This is a genomic window from Burkholderia sp. Bp8998, from assembly GCF_003854235.1.
In the GTDB taxonomy this organism is placed as follows: domain Bacteria; phylum Pseudomonadota; class Gammaproteobacteria; order Burkholderiales; family Burkholderiaceae; genus Burkholderia.
Genome location: NZ_QTQF01000004.1, coordinates 1 through 15,048, shown reverse-complemented (window position 1 = coordinate 15,048; position 15,048 = coordinate 1). Strand labels below are relative to the sequence as shown.

15 protein-coding genes are annotated in these 15,048 nt (G+C 71.5%); 10 read left to right on the top strand and 5 right to left on the bottom strand.

Annotated elements, in window-relative coordinates:
* Positions 1 to 48: 48 nt before the first annotated feature.
* The 3 genes from DIE06_RS06400 to DIE06_RS06390 form a co-directional block, all read right to left on the bottom strand.
* A complete protein-coding gene (locus tag DIE06_RS06400; protein WP_124660674.1) occupies positions 49 to 1,347 on the bottom strand; it encodes an endoribonuclease L-PSP in 1,299 nt (432 codons plus the stop codon).
* Positions 1,348 to 1,444: 97 nt separating this feature from the next.
* Complete coding sequence (fabG, locus tag DIE06_RS06395; RefSeq protein ID WP_124660673.1) at positions 1,445 to 2,161, bottom strand: 3-oxoacyl-ACP reductase FabG; 717 nt, start codon at positions 2,159 to 2,161, stop codon at positions 1,445 to 1,447.
* A 113-nt stretch (positions 2,162 to 2,274) separates the two neighbouring features.
* Positions 2,275 to 2,559, bottom strand: a complete 285-nt coding sequence (locus DIE06_RS06390; protein ID WP_124660672.1) for a phosphopantetheine-binding protein — start codon at positions 2,557 to 2,559, stop codon at positions 2,275 to 2,277.
* Between the two features lie 560 nt (positions 2,560 to 3,119).
* Between DIE06_RS06390 and DIE06_RS06385 the strand changes: the two genes are divergently transcribed.
* The 10 genes from DIE06_RS06385 (at position 3,120) to DIE06_RS06340 (ending at position 13,524) form a co-directional block, all read left to right on the top strand.
* On the top strand, positions 3,120 to 3,764 hold the full coding sequence (locus DIE06_RS06385; protein WP_124660671.1) for a hypothetical protein: 645 nt from the start codon (positions 3,120 to 3,122) through the stop codon (positions 3,762 to 3,764).
* Between the two features lie 65 nt (positions 3,765 to 3,829).
* Complete coding sequence (locus DIE06_RS06380) at positions 3,830 to 5,590, top strand: AMP-binding protein (RefSeq protein ID WP_124660670.1); 1,761 nt, start codon at positions 3,830 to 3,832, stop codon at positions 5,588 to 5,590.
* Positions 5,587 to 6,561: an acyl-CoA synthetase gene (locus DIE06_RS06375; protein WP_124660669.1), complete on the top strand. Its 975-nt coding sequence runs from the start codon at positions 5,587 to 5,589 to the stop codon at positions 6,559 to 6,561. Before DIE06_RS06380 ends, DIE06_RS06375 begins: the two co-directional genes overlap by 4 nt.
* The gene (locus DIE06_RS06370; RefSeq protein ID WP_124660668.1) at positions 6,558 to 7,202 is read left to right on the top strand and encodes an outer membrane lipoprotein carrier protein LolA; all 645 of its coding nucleotides are present in this window, start codon (positions 6,558 to 6,560) and stop codon (positions 7,200 to 7,202) included. Before DIE06_RS06375 ends, DIE06_RS06370 begins: the two co-directional genes overlap by 4 nt.
* A complete protein-coding gene (locus DIE06_RS06365) occupies positions 7,202 to 9,682 on the top strand; it encodes an MMPL family transporter (RefSeq protein WP_124660667.1) in 2,481 nt (826 codons plus the stop codon). Before DIE06_RS06370 ends, DIE06_RS06365 begins: the two co-directional genes overlap by 1 nt.
* Complete coding sequence (locus DIE06_RS06360; protein ID WP_124660666.1) at positions 9,679 to 10,572, top strand: polysaccharide deacetylase family protein; 894 nt, start codon at positions 9,679 to 9,681, stop codon at positions 10,570 to 10,572. The genes DIE06_RS06365 and DIE06_RS06360 overlap by 4 nt, the downstream gene beginning before the upstream one ends.
* A 63-nt stretch (positions 10,573 to 10,635) precedes the next feature.
* Positions 10,636 to 11,859 (top strand): beta-ketoacyl-[acyl-carrier-protein] synthase family protein, encoded by a 1,224-nt coding sequence (locus DIE06_RS06355; protein WP_124660665.1) that lies wholly within the window; start codon positions 10,636 to 10,638, stop codon positions 11,857 to 11,859.
* The gene (locus DIE06_RS06350) at positions 11,856 to 12,674 is read left to right on the top strand and encodes a beta-ketoacyl synthase chain length factor (RefSeq protein ID WP_124660664.1); all 819 of its coding nucleotides are present in this window, start codon (positions 11,856 to 11,858) and stop codon (positions 12,672 to 12,674) included. The genes DIE06_RS06355 and DIE06_RS06350 overlap by 4 nt, the downstream gene beginning before the upstream one ends.
* A complete protein-coding gene (locus DIE06_RS06345) occupies positions 12,671 to 13,207 on the top strand; it encodes a hotdog family protein (protein WP_124660663.1) in 537 nt (178 codons plus the stop codon). Before DIE06_RS06350 ends, DIE06_RS06345 begins: the two co-directional genes overlap by 4 nt.
* Positions 13,204 to 13,524 carry a hypothetical protein gene (locus DIE06_RS06340; protein ID WP_124660662.1) on the top strand — a complete coding sequence of 107 codons (321 nt, stop codon included), beginning with the start codon at positions 13,204 to 13,206 and terminating at the stop codon, positions 13,522 to 13,524. The genes DIE06_RS06345 and DIE06_RS06340 overlap by 4 nt, the downstream gene beginning before the upstream one ends.
* Positions 13,525 to 13,604: 80 nt before the next feature.
* Here DIE06_RS06340 and DIE06_RS06335 read toward each other — a convergent pair whose 3' ends face one another.
* Both DIE06_RS06335 and phbB read right to left on the bottom strand, forming a co-directional pair.
* Positions 13,605 to 13,805 (bottom strand): hypothetical protein, encoded by a 201-nt coding sequence (locus DIE06_RS06335; protein WP_124660661.1) that lies wholly within the window; start codon positions 13,803 to 13,805, stop codon positions 13,605 to 13,607.
* Between the two features lie 198 nt (positions 13,806 to 14,003).
* Positions 14,004 to 14,747, bottom strand: a complete 744-nt coding sequence (phbB, locus tag DIE06_RS06330) for an acetoacetyl-CoA reductase (protein WP_124612566.1) — start codon at positions 14,745 to 14,747, stop codon at positions 14,004 to 14,006.
* Positions 14,748 to 15,048: the final 301 nt, after the last annotated feature.

Sequence of the window (15,048 nt, the reverse complement as noted above, 5' to 3'; positions counted from 1 at the left end):
CGTCGTCGACGGCGGGCGACGGTTCGCGCAGCGACAGGCCCGCGCGCTTCACGACAGGTGCTCCAGCGGATGGCCGGCGCTCGCCTCGATCTCGACCAGCAGATCGTCGCGGCACACGTCCGCGTGGACGAACAGCGGCCGCACGCCAGGGCCGGCCGCATCGCGCAGTTCGCGCTCGATCGCGGCGAGCGCCGCGGCATCCCCGGCGTCGCGCACGTAGACGCGGTAGCTCAGGTCGGCGAGCGCGAACGGGCCGTGCCCCTGCCGCGCGGCCTGCTCGAGCACGGCAGCCAGGTTCGCGATCGTCTCGCGCGTTTGCGCGACGACGTCGCCGCGATGCACGGTGCGATGCCCGACGATGCTGGCGGTGCCCGACACGAACAGCAGCGGCGCGGCATCGTCGCCGGGCCATGCGGCCGCGCGCGCGAACGTCGGCGCACGCGGGCCGTAATCCGCCGGGTAGTGATACGCGCTGACCTGGCGCGGATTCTCGACCGGATCGGCCGGCGTGCGGCTCGCGATGAAATGGATCGCGAGCGGCGCGGCCGGCGGCATGTCGCCCGCGACCGGCACGACCGAACCGAGCGCGCAGGCGGCCGGCACGCCGCCCGTCAGCGCGCGGCGGCACGCATCGAACGCACGCTGCCTGCCGATATTGAACTGACGATAGCGCTCGATCCCGAACTGCTGCGCGTTGATGGCCGGCACGGTGTTCCAGACCCGCAGCGGGTATGGAATGCCGAGCGTATCGAGCACGTCGAACAACGCGCGGTACGCATCGTGTGTCGCGCGCTCGAGCGGCGTGCCGCCGTCGCGATCCGCATCGGCCGTTGCCTGCACCTCCTGCGCTTCCTGCACGACGATGCTGCCGAACACGAGCCCCGCAGCTTCGCTGTAGCGGTACTGCAGCGCGCCGCATCGCGCGCTGCGCAGGTCGGGCGCGTCGCACTGCCAGATTTCGCAGACCGCACCGGCGCGTGCGTGGCCGCCGGCATCGAGCAGTGCCATCTGCACCGGCGCGAGCGGCAGGCCGGGCGCGGCGGCGGCGAGCATGCGAGCCATCGCATCGGCCGGCGCCCCGGCCGCGCCGATGCAGACCGCGCCCAGCGCACCGGGAAACACGTGGTCGAATGCGTCGCCCCGCTGCTGCGCATCGTGCAGCAGCGCGGCCAGCCGCGCGTGATCGATCTGGACGAGGCGCAACGCACGGTTGCCGCCGTTCGCTGCGGGCGAGAGGTCCGCTCGCGATGCGGCGGGCCCGGCTGCCATGTGTCCGCGCGCGACCGCGTTCGTGGCGGACGAAAGGGAACACGCTCGCCGTTCGGCGTCGACTGGATGCACTGACACTTCGATTTCCTCACTATGCGGCGCGGGCCCGCGGCATCGTGGCCACGCGCCGCGTTACGCGCCGTTGCTTCGCGTCAAGCCGAGGCCGCGCGCGTCGTCATGCGAGGCCGCCGTTGACGGACAGCACCTGTCCCGTCACGTAGGCGGCCGCATCGGATACCAGATATGCGACCATCGCCGCGACTTCGTCGGGCCGGCCCGCGCGTTGCGCCGGCACGAGCTGCTTGATCCGTTCGGCGGGAAACGCAGGGTCGGCCATCGGCGATTCGATGATGCCGGGCGCGACCGCGTTCACGGTAATGCCGCGCGACGCGAGCTCCAGCGACAGCGACTTCGTCGCGCCGATCAGCCCCGCCTTCGCGGCCGCGTAGTTGACCTGTCCGCGATTGCCGGTCACGCCGGCGACCGACGCGATGTTGACGATCCGGCCATGCCGCGTGCGGATCATCGGCAGCAGGAGCGGCTGCGTCACGTTGAAAAAACCGTTCAGCGTCACGTCGATCACGCCGTGCCATTGCCGGCGCGACATGCCGGCCATCGGCGCGTCGTCGTGAATGCCCGCGTTGTTGACGAGAATCTGCACCGGCGCGTCGTCGACGAACGGCGCGAGCGCGGCGAGCGTCGCATCCGCGTCGGTCACGTCGAATGCGATCGCATGCGCGGTGCCGCCGGCCGCGACGATCTGCTGCGCGACCGCCTCCGCCTGCGCAAGATTCCGGTTCGCGTGCACCCAGACTTCGTGGCCGGCCTGCGCGAGCGTCGTGCAGATGGCCTGCCCCAGTGCGCCGCTGCCGCCCGTCACGAGCGCCCGCATCGAATTGCTCCGTTCATCGCGTTTCCCCTCGATCGACGCGGCGGCGGTTCGTCCAGCGACCGCCGCCGCGTGCCGTCATCCTCTGCGCGCCGCGCCGCGCCCGTGCGCCGCCGTCACTTCGTGCGATGCGCGGCGACGTACGCGGCAAGCGCGCCGAGCGTCGCGAAGATCTTCCGGTTGTCCGGATTGTCCGAGCGCAGCTCGAAGCCGTACTTCTTCGAGATCAGCAGCGCGATTTCCAGGATGTCGATGGAGTCGAGCCCGAAGCCCTCGCCATACAGCGGGGTCCCGGCCGTCACCGTTTCGAGCGGGACGTCTTCGAGATTCAGTTCGCCGATGATCAGCGTGGCGAGCTCTTGTTCCAGTGCGTTCATCATGCTTGCGGGCAGGCGGCCCATGGCAGCGGGAGGCGCCCGGAAACGGCAACCGTCATGCACGACCAGCGCGCGCGAATCTCCGTCCCTCCGGCATCTGCCGGCTTCCCCGCCTGCGTTATTGGGGATCATTTGTAAAAGTTACGCGGATTCTAGACGATGGGTATCGGCGCGTATACCGGGAATGGTTACAGACTGAAGAGCCCCCGCCACGGCCGGTTTCGGGACCTGATCGCAGCAGACGCTTGAGCCACTTCGGATGGAAATGGATCGCCGCCGCGAAAGCGTCAGTGCGCTGCCATACATTCGGTTACAAAACCCGGCTGCGACCGTCTCGAACCGCCGCGCCTGGGCCCTAAAATGTGCGTGCACGACAGCCGGCCCGGACAAGCATCCGGGCCGCCATTCATATGATGTTTGACGGCCCGACGCATGCGTCCGGCCCCGATCCGCACGATGTTTCCAGCAACCATGCCGCGCCCGTCCGTTCGTCCCGCACCGGTTTGCCCGCCCGTCCGCCGCCGTGCCGCGGCGGCCGGCGGCCACGCGCGCCCGCACGCGCGCCGCGCCCCCGGAGCGCCGCGATGAGCACGCCGCTCGACATCGCACGCGGCGCCGGCGCGGTCGCCGCGGTGGCGGCGTACCAGATCGGCGCGCATTACGCGGCCGCGACGCCCGGCGCGCATGGCTTCGGCCTCGCGATGGCGCTCGTGCCGCCGCTGCTGCTGGTGCTCGGCGCGGCGCTGCGCTCGCCGCGGCGTGCATGGCTCGTGCCGGTGTGGCTGCTGGCCGCCGTCGCGCTGTGGGCCGCGCGCATCCCGCTCGCGCGTCATTTCGAATGGGGCCTGTATCTGGAGCACGCGAGCTTCAACCTCGCGATGGCGCTGCTGTTCGGCCGCACGTTGATGGCCGGCCAGGTGCCGCTGTGCACGCGCTTCGCGACGATGATCCACGGCACGGTCACGCCGGCCGTCGCGCGCTACACGCGGCACATCACGCTCGCATGGACGCTGTTCTTCGTCGCGATCGCCGCCGTGTCGACGCTGCTGTTCGCGACCGCGCCGATCGTCGTGTGGTCGACGTTCGCGAACTACCTGTCGCTGCCGCTCGTCGCCGTGATGTTCGCCGCCGAGCATGCGTGCCGGCGCTTCGCGCTGCCGCACGACGCGTGGCCGCGGATGGTCGACGCGGTGCGCGCGTACCGCGCGTCGACGCAGCCGTCACGATGAATTCATGGCCGGCGCGGCGCCGCATCGCGGCCGCGCCGGCGACTACCTTCCGCTTCAGCCGATTTATGCCGACTCACCCGCTGGTATTCCATTCCTCGCCGGACCAGACGATCGCCTGGCGCGACGGCACGCCCGTCACCGTTCGCACGTTCGTCGCCGACGTCGCGCGGGTGGCCGCCGCGCTGCCCGCCGGCGGCCATGTGTTCAACGTGTGCCGCGACCGCTACCGCTTCGCGGTCAGCCTGTGCGCGGCGCTCGTCGCCGGCAGGATCAGCCTGCTGCCGTCGACGCACACGCCGGAGATGGTGCGCCAGCTCGCGTCGTTCGCGCCGGACGCGTTCTGCCTGCACGACGCGCCGGACTGCACGATCGACCTGCCGCGCTTCGCGTATCCGGACGCCGCCCCCGGCGACCTCCCCGACGACGCGCCGTGCGCGGTGCCGCAGATCGACGCGTCGCGGATCATGGCGTACGTGTTCACGTCCGGCTCGACGGGCGCACCGGTGCCGCACCGCAAGACCTGGGGCTTCCTGGTCGGTTGCGTGCGCGCGGCGGCCGACCGCCTCGGCCTGCTCGACGGCCGCGCGGCCACGCTGATCGGCACCGTGCCCGCGCAGCACATGTACGGCTTCGAGTCGACGGTGCTGCTCGCGCTGATCGGCGGCCTCGCATTCAGCAACCGCCAGCCGTTCTACCCGATCGACATTCGCGACGAACTCGCCGCGATCCCGCAGCCGCGCGTACTCGTCACGTCGCCGATCCACCTGCGCGCGCTGCTGTCGGCCGGCCATGCGCTGCCGCCGGCCGCGCTCGTGCTGTCGGCCACCGCGCCGCTGTCGGAAAAACTCGCGTGCGAAGCCGAGGCCGCGCTCGAAGCGCCGCTCGTCGAGATCTACGGCAGCACCGAGACCGGCCAGATCGCGACGCGCCGCACGTCGCAGGGCGCGGCATGGCAACTGTTCCCGGACATCCGGCTCGACGCGCGCGCGGCGCATGACGCGTCGGACCACGACGCCGCAGGCGACGACGGCGGCCCGACCGTGTGGGTGTCGGGCGGACACGTCGAAACCCCCGTGCCGATGGGCGACGCGCTCGAGCTGCTCGGCGACGGCCGGTTCCTGCTGCACGGCCGCAAGGCGGACCTCGTCAACATCGCCGGCAAGCGCACGTCGCTCGCCTACCTGAATCATCAATTGAACGCGATTGCCGATGTCGTCGACGGCGTGTTCTTCATGCCGGACGAAGCCGCGCCGGCCGATGCCGATGCGACCCGCGAACCGGTCACGCGCCTCGTCGCGCTCGTGGTCGCGCCGACGCTCGCCGCGGCCGACCTGCAGCGCGCGCTGCGCGAACGGATCGATCCGGCGTTCATGCCGCGTCCGCTTGTGTTCGTCGACGCATTGCCGCGCAACGAAACGGGCAAGCTGCCGCGCGACGTGCTCGCCGCGCTCGTCGCACGGCACACGCGGGGCGCCGGGGCCGACGTTCCCGAGCGCGCCGCGACGGACGCGCCGCTCGCGTTCACGATTCCCGCCGATCACCCGGCGCTGCCCGGCCATTTCCCCGGTCATCCGATCGTGCCGGGCGTCGTGCTGCTCGATCACGCGATCGCCGCGCTCGGCGCATCGCTGAACCGCCCGCTCGATACGTGGCGGCTGGCTTCCGCCAAGTTCCTGAGTCCCGTCGCGCCCGGCGAACCGCTCGACCTCGCGTTCGACGCGGCGGCCAGCGGCGCGATCCGCTTCACGCTGCGCGCCGGCACGCGCGACGTCGCGACCGGCGTGCTGTCCGCGCCGTCGGCCGCGCAGGGCGGCGCGCAGCCATGAAGCGCACCGCGTGGGCCGAGCGCCAGGAACGCAGCAACGCGGGGTTGCTGCGCGCGATGACCTGGATCTCGCTGCGTTTCGGCCGGCGGCCGTCGCGCGTCGTGCTGCACGCCATCGCGATCTACTTCGTGCTGTTCTCGCCGGTCGCGTGCGCGGCGTCGCGCGACTACCTGCGCCGCGCGCTCGGCCGTCCCGCGCGCTGGCGCGACGTGTACCGGCACGTGTTCACGTTCGCGGCGACGATCCACGACCGCATCTACCTGATGAACGGCCGCTTCGACCTGTTCGACATCCGGCTGCACGGCGAGACGCGGGTCGACGACGCGCTCACCGGCGGCCGCGGCGCATTCCTGATGGGCGCGCACCTCGGCAGCTTCGAAGTCGTGCGCGCGATCGGCCGTACGCGTCCGGATCTGCGCGTCGTCGTCACGATGTTCGAAGAGAACGCGCGCAAGATCAACGCGACGCTCGCCGCCGTGAATCCGGCCGCGAAGCCGGAAGTGATTCCGCTCGGGCAGGTCGACTCGATGCTGAAGGTGCGCGAGCGCCTCGATGCGAACTGCATGGTCGGGATGCTCGCCGACCGCACGCTGCTCGACGACGCGGCCGCATCGCTGCGGCGGCTGCCGCTGCTCGGTGCGCCGGCCGCGTTCCCGCTCGGGCCGCTGTACATGGCCGCGATGCTGCGGCGCCCGGTGCTGTTCATGACGGGCCTCTATCGCGACGGCAACCGCTACGACGTGCACTTCGAGACGCTCGCCGATTTCTCCGACGTGCGCCGCGACACGCGCGCGGCGGCCGTCGACGCGGCGCTCGCGCGTTACGTCGCGCTGCTCGACCGGTATTGCCGCGCGGCCCCGTACAACTGGTTCAACTATTTCGATTTCTGGCAGACCGGCGAGGCCGCCGCGCGCCGCGACGATGCGTGCGCCTGCACCGACCTGTCCGCCACGAAGGATTCCGACGCATGACCGCCGTTCGCCGCTTCCTGTCGCCGTTTCCGCTGCCGTCCCCGTTCGCGCTGCGCCGCGCCGCGCGCACGTTCGCCGTCACGGCCGCCGTCGCGCTCGCCCTGCCCGCGCACGCGGCCGACACCGGTTCGGCATGGACCCTCGACCGGCTGATGTCGACGCTCGCGCAGCACAAGTCGGGGCGCGCGACGTTCACCGAGACGAAGACGCTGTCGATCGCCGCGCAGCCGCTCGAATCGTCGGGCGAGCTGGTGTTCGTCGCACCCGACCATCTCGAGAAGCACACGCTGAGCCCGAAGCCCGAGCATCTCGTCGTCGACGGCGACATGCTCACGGTCGAGCGCAACAACCGCAAGTACACGCTCGCGCTCGCGCGCTATCCCGAGCTCGGCGCGTTCATCGACAGCATCCGCGCGACGCTCGCCGGCAACCGCTACACGCTCGAGCAGGTCTACAAGGTCGCGCTCGCCGGTCGCGGCGACGACTGGACGCTGACGCTCACGCCGCTCGATTCGCGGATGCTGAAGGTCGTCAGCACGATCACGCTCGAAGGCTCGCGCGACGTGTTGCGCAGCGTCGCGATCCGGCAAGCCGACGGCGACCATTCGACGATGCGCCTGCAACCCGTTCCGGCGAACTGATGGACCAACGCACCCGGCCGCCCGCCCCCGTCACGCCCCGCCTGCCCGCATTGCGGCAACGCGCCGTGCTCGTGTGGCTGCTCGCGCTCGTCGCGTGCGGGATCGCGATCGCCCGCGCGAACTTCACGGCCGATCTGTCCGCGTTCCTGCCGAGCGCGCCGAGCGCCGGCCAGCGCGTGCTCGTCGATCAACTGCGCGACGGCATCGTGTCGCGGCTGATCCTCGTCGCGATCGACGGCGGCGATGCGGCCACGCGCGCCGCGCTGTCGCGGCGCGTCGCCGGCACGCTGCGCGCCGACCGGCAATTCTCGGCGATCAACAACGGCGAAGCCGCGAACGACGCACGCGACCAGCAGTTCGTGTTCGACCATCGCTACCTGCTGAGCCCGGCCGTCACGCCGCAACGCTTCAGCGCGGACGGCCTGCACCAGGCGCTCGGCGACAGCCTCGACCTGCTGAGCTCGTCGGCGGGCCTCGTCGCGAAGGCGATGCTGCCGCGCGACCCGACCGGCGAAGTGACCGCGCTCGTCGACCAGTTCGACAGCGGCGCGCAGCCCGCCATCCGTGACGGCGTATGGGCGTCGCGCGACGGCACGCGCGCGGTGCTCGTCGTGCAGACGGCCGCCGCCGGCGCCGACACCGACGCGCAGGCACGTGCGATCGATGCGGTGCGCCGCGCGTTCTCCGCCGCGACGCAGGCGCTGCCGAACCCGGCCGCGTACACGCTCGCGATGACCGGCCCCGGCGTGTTCTCGGTCGACACGCGCGACACGATCCGGCACGACGTCGAGCGGCTGTCGACCGCGAGCGTCGTGCTGATCGTCGCGCTGCTGCTGACGCTGTACCGCTCGCCGCGCATGCTCGCGCTGGGGCTGCTGCCGGTGCTGACGGGCATCGCGGCCGGCATCGCGGCGGTCAGCGTCACGTTCGGCACGGTCCACGGGCTGACGCTCGGCTTCGGCACGACGCTGATCGGCGAAGCCGTCGACTATTCGATCTACCTGTTCGTGCAATCGGCGCAGGCCGGTTCGCGCGACACCACGCGGCCCGCCGACGCGACACGTGCATGGGTCGCCGCATACTGGCCGACGATCCGGCTCGGCGTGCTGACGTCCGTGTGCGGCTTCGCGTCGATGCTGTTCTCCGGCTTTCCGGGGCTGGTTCAGCTCGGCCTGTATTCGATCGCCGGGCTGACGGCCGCCGCGCTCGTCACGCGCTTCGTGCTGCCGCACCTGCGCGGCGGGCACGTCGCGATTCGCGACGTGTCGCGTATCGGTGCCGTGCTCGCGCGGGCGGCCGCTGCGGCGCCGCGGCTGCGCTGGCCGCTCGCCGTGCTCGTGCTCGCCGCGTGCGCGACGCTCGTGCTGCATCGCGACGGCCTGTGGAGCCGCGAGCTTGCGGCGCTGAGCCCCGTGCCCGCCCGCGCGCAGGCGCTCGACGCACGCCTGCGCGCCGATGTCGGCGCGCCGGACGTGCGCTACCTCGTCGTGATTTCCGCGCCGACCGAGCAGGCCGCGCTCGAACGCGCGGAACGGGTCGCCGCGCAATTGCAGCCGCTCGTCGATCGCGGCGCGCTCGCGGGCTTCGAAAGTCCCGCGCGCTACCTGCCGAGCGACGCCGCGCAGCGCGCGCGCCAGGCGAGCCTGCCGGACGCGGATGTGCTTGCCGCACGCATGCGCGCGGCCGTCGCGAACCAGCCGATCTCGGTCAGGCCCGAGCTGTTCGCACCGTTCATCGCCGATGTCGAGGCCGCACGTCACGCGCCACTGCTCACACGTGCGGACCTGCGCGGCACGTCGATGGCACTCGCCGTCGACGCGCTGCTGACCGGGCGTGCGGGCCGCTGGAGCGCGATGCTGCCGCTGCGCGCGCCGGCCGTCGCACGCACCGCTTCCGCGGCTGCGCCGACGCTGGATGCCGCGCCGATTCGCGCGGCCGTCGCGCGCGCCGGCGTGCCCGACGCGCTGTTCGTCGACATGAAGGCCGAGGCCGACCGCCTGTACGTGAACTACGTGCACGAGGACATCCGGCTGTCGCTCGCGGGTTTCGCGGCGATCGCCGCACTGCTGCTGATCGCGCTGCGCTCACCGCGCCGTGTCGTGCGCGCGCTCGCGCCGCTGATCGCGGCCGTGCTGGTGGTCACGGCCGGCTTCGCGCTCGCCGGTGTGCAACTGACGATCCTGCACCTCGTCGGCATGCTGCTGATCGTCGCGGTCGGCTCGAACTATGCGCTGTTCTTCTGCAAGCGCGACGACGCGCAACCGGTCGCGCCGTACACGCTCGTGTCGCTGCTGATCGCGAACCTTGCAACGGTCGCCGGCTTCGGCCTGCTCGCGCTGTCGCGGGTGCCGCTGCTCGAAACCTTCGGGCTGACCGTCGGCCCCGGCGCAATGCTCGCGCTCGCGTTCGCCGCGATTCTGGCACCGCGCGCCGTGGCGGCAAGCCACCCTCATCGTGATCCGACAGGAGGCCGCGCATGAACGCGCCGTCGTCCGTGCCACCGCGGCAGCCCGGCGATGCACGCCGCTGGAGACCGACGCCGCTGATCGCGGGCACGGCCGCACTGCACGCGGGTGCGCTCGCGGCAGTCGTCGCGCAACCGGCCGCATGGCCGTGGGCCGCCGGCGGCGTGGTCGCGTCGCATCTCGCGCTGACCGCCGCCGGCCTGTGGCCGCGCAGCGCGCTGCTCGGGCCGAACTGGACGCGCCTGCCGGCTGGCGCCGGCCGCCGGATCGCGCTGACGATCGACGACGGCCCGGACCCCGACGTCACGCCGCGCGTGCTCGACCTGCTCGATCGCTACGATGCGCGCGCCACGTTCTTCTGCATCGGCGATCTCGCGCGCCGCCATCCGCACTGGATCGAAGCGATCGTCACGCGCGGCCACGCGGTCGAGAACCACAGCCAGCGGCACCGGCATACGTTCTCGCTGTCAGGACCCGCCGCGCTACGGCGCGAGATCGCGGCCGCGCAGCAGACGCTGACCGACATCGCCGGCACGCGCCCGCGCTTCTTCCGCGCGCCGGCCGGCCTGCGCAATCCGTTTCTCGAGCCGGTGCTGTGCGAGCTAGGCCTGCAACTCGCCAGCTGGACGCGCCGCGGCTTCGACACGCGCGCGCACGATGCGGGCATCGTCACGCGCCGCCTGCTGACCGGCCTGGCGCCGCGCGACATCCTGCTCGTGCACGACGGCCACGCGGCGCGCGACGCGCGCGGCGAACCGGTCGTGCTCGACGTGCTGCCGGCACTGCTGCGCGCGGCCGCCGATGCGCAGCTGCACTGGACCACGCTGCGCGCCGCGCTCGCGCCCGAACCGCCCGAACCGCCTGGCCAGCCGGGCACGCCGGCACCGCCGTTTGATAAAATCTGACCATGCCCGGCGCGCCCGCCAGCCCCGCTGCGGCGCCCGTTCCGGCCACCGGATACGACCCTCGTGAAACCGCTCCTGCTCTCGCACTTCACCGCCACCAGCTGCATCGGCCGCGGCCTCGACGCGACCGTCGACGCACTGCGCCGCGCGCGCGGCGGGCTCACGCCGTGCGACTTCGAACGCGCCGATCTCGACACCTGGATCGGCGCCGTGGACGGCGTCGATGCGCAGCCCGTGCGCGCGGATCTCGCCGACTTCGACTGCCGCAACAATCGCCTCGCGCAACTCGGCCTCGTCCAGGACGGCTTCGACGCGCGCGTCGCGGCGGCCGTGTCGCGCCATGGCGCCGCGCGCGTCGGCGTGTTCATCGGCACGAGCACGTCCGGCATCCTCGAGACCGAACGCGCGTATGAGCAGCGCGATCCGGCGAGCGGCGCACTGCCCGCCGGGTTCCGCTACGCGCACACGCACAACCCGTATTCGCCGGCCGCGTTCGTGCGCGCGTATTTCGCGCTGCGCGGGCCGGCGATGGCGATCTCGTCCGCGTGCTCGTCCGGTGCGAAGGTATTCGGCTCCGCGCGCCGGATGATTGAAGCGGGGCTGATCGATGCGGCCGTCGTCGGCGGCGTCGATTCGCTGTGCCTGACGACACTGTACGGCTTCAATTCGCTCGAACTGCTGTCGCGCCAGCCGTGCCGGCCGTTCGACGTCGCGCGCGACGGCATCTCGATCGGCGAGGCTGCCGCGTTCGCGCTGCTCGAACGCGTGCCGGAGGCGACCGCCGCGCTCGACGACGACGCGATCCTGCTGCTCGGCATCGGCGAATCGAGCGATGCGCATCACATGTCGTCGCCGCATCCGGAAGGGCTCGGTGCGCGCATCGCGATCGAACAGGCGCTCGCGTCGGCCGGCCTCGATGCAAGCGACATCGACTATGTGAACCTGCACGGCACCGCGACGCCCAGCAACGATGCCGCCGAAAGCCGCGCGGTGGGAGCGCTGCTCGCGCGCACGCCGTGCAGCTCGACGAAGGGCGCAACCGGTCACACGCTCGGCGCGGCCGGCGCGCTCGAAGCGGTCGTCGCCGCGCTCGCGCTGCGCGAGCAGTTCGTGCCTGCCGGCGTCAACACGACGCAACCCGACCCGGCGCTGGCCGCCGACTACGTGCTCGCGAGCCGCGATGCGCGCGTGCGGGCGGTCCTGTCGAATTCGTTCGGCTTCGGCGGCACGAACTGCAGCCTGATCCTCGGCCGCGCCGAGCATGCGGGCCGCCGGGAGCCGACATGACCCTCACCGCCTTCATCGAAAGCGTCGGCCTCGTCGGGCCGGGACTGAACGACTGGCCGCACGCGGCCGACGTGCTCGCGGGCCGCGTGGCCTACGCGAGCGCGCGCACCGTACTGCCGCCGCCCGCCAGCCTGCCGCCGGCGGAGCGCCGCCGCACCGGCCCCGTCGTGCGCGTCGCGCTCACGGTCGGCCTCGAAGCGGCAGCCGCGAGCGGGCGCGATGCGGCCACGCTCGCGACCGTGTTCAGCGCGTCCGGCGGAGACGGCCCGAACTGCCACGCGATCTGCGAGACCCTCGCTGGCGACGATCGCCACCTGTCGCCCACGCGCTTTCACAACTCGGTGCACAACGCGCCGGCCGGCTACTGGAGCATCTCGACCCGCGCGATGGCGACGTCGAACGTGTTGTGCGCACACGACGGCAGCTTTGCCGCGGGCCTGCTCGAGAGCCTGTGCCAGGTCGCGGTCGATCGCGTGCCGAGCCTGCTGATCGCGTACGACACCGACTATCCGGAGCCGCTGCGCGCGGTGCGGCCGATCGTCGACGCATTCGGCGTCGCGCTCGTGCTCGCACCCGACGCGAGCGAACGCACGCTCGCGCGCATCGACGTGCAGCTCACCGACGCGCCGGCGACGGCGCTCGCGAACCCCGAACTCGACGCGCTGCGCACCGGCAATCCGGCCGCACGCGCGCTGCCGCTGCTCGACGCGCTCGCCGCGCGGCATGCGACGCGCGTCGTGCTCGACTATCTGGAAGATACGCGCGTGCAGGTCGATATCGCGCTGCCGGATGGCGCCGCGGAGCACATGCAATGACGACGCCCGTCTCGACGCCGATGCCTGCGCTGACAACCGCAACGCTCGATCGCGCATGGATCGCCGCGCACATTCCGCACGGCGGCGCAATGTGCGTGCTCGATCGAGTCGAAGCATGGGATGCCGCACACATCCGCTGCAGCGCGACGAGCCACCGCGATCCGCACAACCCGCTGCGCTCGAGCGGCCGGCTCGCATCGGTCTGCGGGATCGAATACGCGGCGCAGGCGATGGCCGTGCACGGCGCGCTGCTCGGTGCGCAACAGGCGCAGACGGAGCATGCGCGGCCGCGCGCCGGCTATCTCGCGAGCGTGCGCAACGTCGACGCGTTCGTCGATCGGCTCGACACGTTCGAACTGCCGCTGATCGTCGACGCCGAACGCATCGGCGGCGACGACCACTCCGTGCTGTACGGCTTCACGCTGCGCTGCGGCGAGCGCGTGCTGCTCGGCGGCCGCGCCGCGGTGATGCTCGATGCATCGGCGGCCGGCCTGCTCGTTCCGCCGCCTGCCGGCCGCGCGGACCCTCGATGAACCAGCCCCAAGGAAACCAGGTCGTGAAAGCACGTCAGATCATTTGCACCGCGTTCGTTCTCGCGCTGATCAGCCCGATCGCGCACGCGGACATGTCGGAAGTGAAGCAGGACATCAAGCGCGATTCGAAGGAAGCCGCGCACAAGACCGGCGAGGCCGCGCGTAGCTTCGGCCATGCGACCGCGAGCGCCGCCAAGACGGTCGGCCACGGCATCGCGCATGCGTCGCGCGAGGGCTGGGATGCCACCAAGCGCACGACGAAGCGGATCTTCCACAAGAACGATTCGGGCGGCAGCTCGGAGAAAAGCAGCGATTGAGTGCGAGCGTCCCGCGTTCCACACACGGATGCGCGGGATGCGGCACGACGCGTGAACGCGCCGGTGCCGCACCGCCACCGTCATCGCGCGCTGCTGCGCGTGCGGCGCACCGGCCCGCGCGCGAGGCGCTTGCCGTACGCGACCAGCCAGCAATCGCGATGATCGAAGTTTCGCAGCAGCCGCGCGCGGCGCCGCTCGAGCCAGTGAAGCGCGATCGCCATCGTCAGCGCGATGGCCAGTGCCGAGCCGCCGATCGCGAGTCCCATCCAGGTGTCACCCATGCCTCCTCCGGAATGCGAGGCCGGGGCGGCGTGCGTGCCGCGACGCGGCAGCCGGAACGCGTGCGCACATGGCCCGCCGCCTGCGCGGCGAACCCGCGTCCGTGATCCGTCACCGCGCGCCTGCGCGCCGCCCCGGCGCTGGATACAGCGGGAGCACGGCCCGGACGCGCGTGCGAGCGCCGCCCGGGCCGCCGCGCGTCAGTGCATGTGCTGGCCGCCGTTGATCGCGATGTTGGAGCCCGTCACGAAGCCGGCCTCCTCCGAGCACAGATACGCGACCAGCGCCGCGACTTCCTCGGGCTGACCGAGCCGTCCCGCCGGAATCTGCGGAAGGATCTTCGTATCGAGGATGTCCTGCGGAATCGCCGTCACCATCTTCGTCGCCAGATAGCCCGGCGACACCGTGTTCACCGTCACGCCCTTGCGCGCGATCTCGAGCGCGAGCGATTTCGTGAAACCGTGCATGCCGGCCTTCGCGGCCGCGTAGTTGGTCTGGCCGACCGAGCCCTTCGAGCCGTTGACCGACGCAATGTTGACGATGCGCCCCCAGCCGCGCTCGACCATGCCGTCGCAGACCGGCTTCGTCATGTTGAACACGGAATCGAGGTTGGTGCGGATCACCGCATCCCAGTTGACCTTGTCGAGCTTGCGCAGCGTCATGTCGCGCGTGATGCCCGCGTTGTTCACCAGGATGTCGACCGGGCCGACGTCCCGGACGATTTTCTCGATGCATTGCTGGCACGAATCGTGGTCGGCCACGTCCACCGGATACGCGTGGAACTCGCGACCGGCCGCATGCATCTCGGTCAGCCAGCGATCGGCGCCGGTATTGTTCGGCGAATACGTGACGACGACCTGGTAGCCCGCATCGTTCAACCGGATGCTGATCGCTTCGCCAAGACCGCCCATCCCACCCGTCACAACTGCAATTCGCTTAGTCATCCTATGAGTTACCGACAAGAAAAGTAATCAATGATGCGGGGCGACGACATGGCACATGCCACCGCCCCGCCGCTGCGATGCGCTGCCGCCCGCAAGGCGGACGTGACGCACACCGGAACATCACGCTTGTTGTTGGTCGCTTGTTCCGCGCGAACTGTGCTTCGCGCGTGTGCGGCGCAGGCCGGCGCCGCACGCGTGCAATATCGTCAGACCCTGCTCAACCGCGTTCGACCGCGAGCGCGACACCCATCCCGCCGCCGATGCACAGCGACGCCAGCCCGCGCTTCGCATCGCGCTTGGC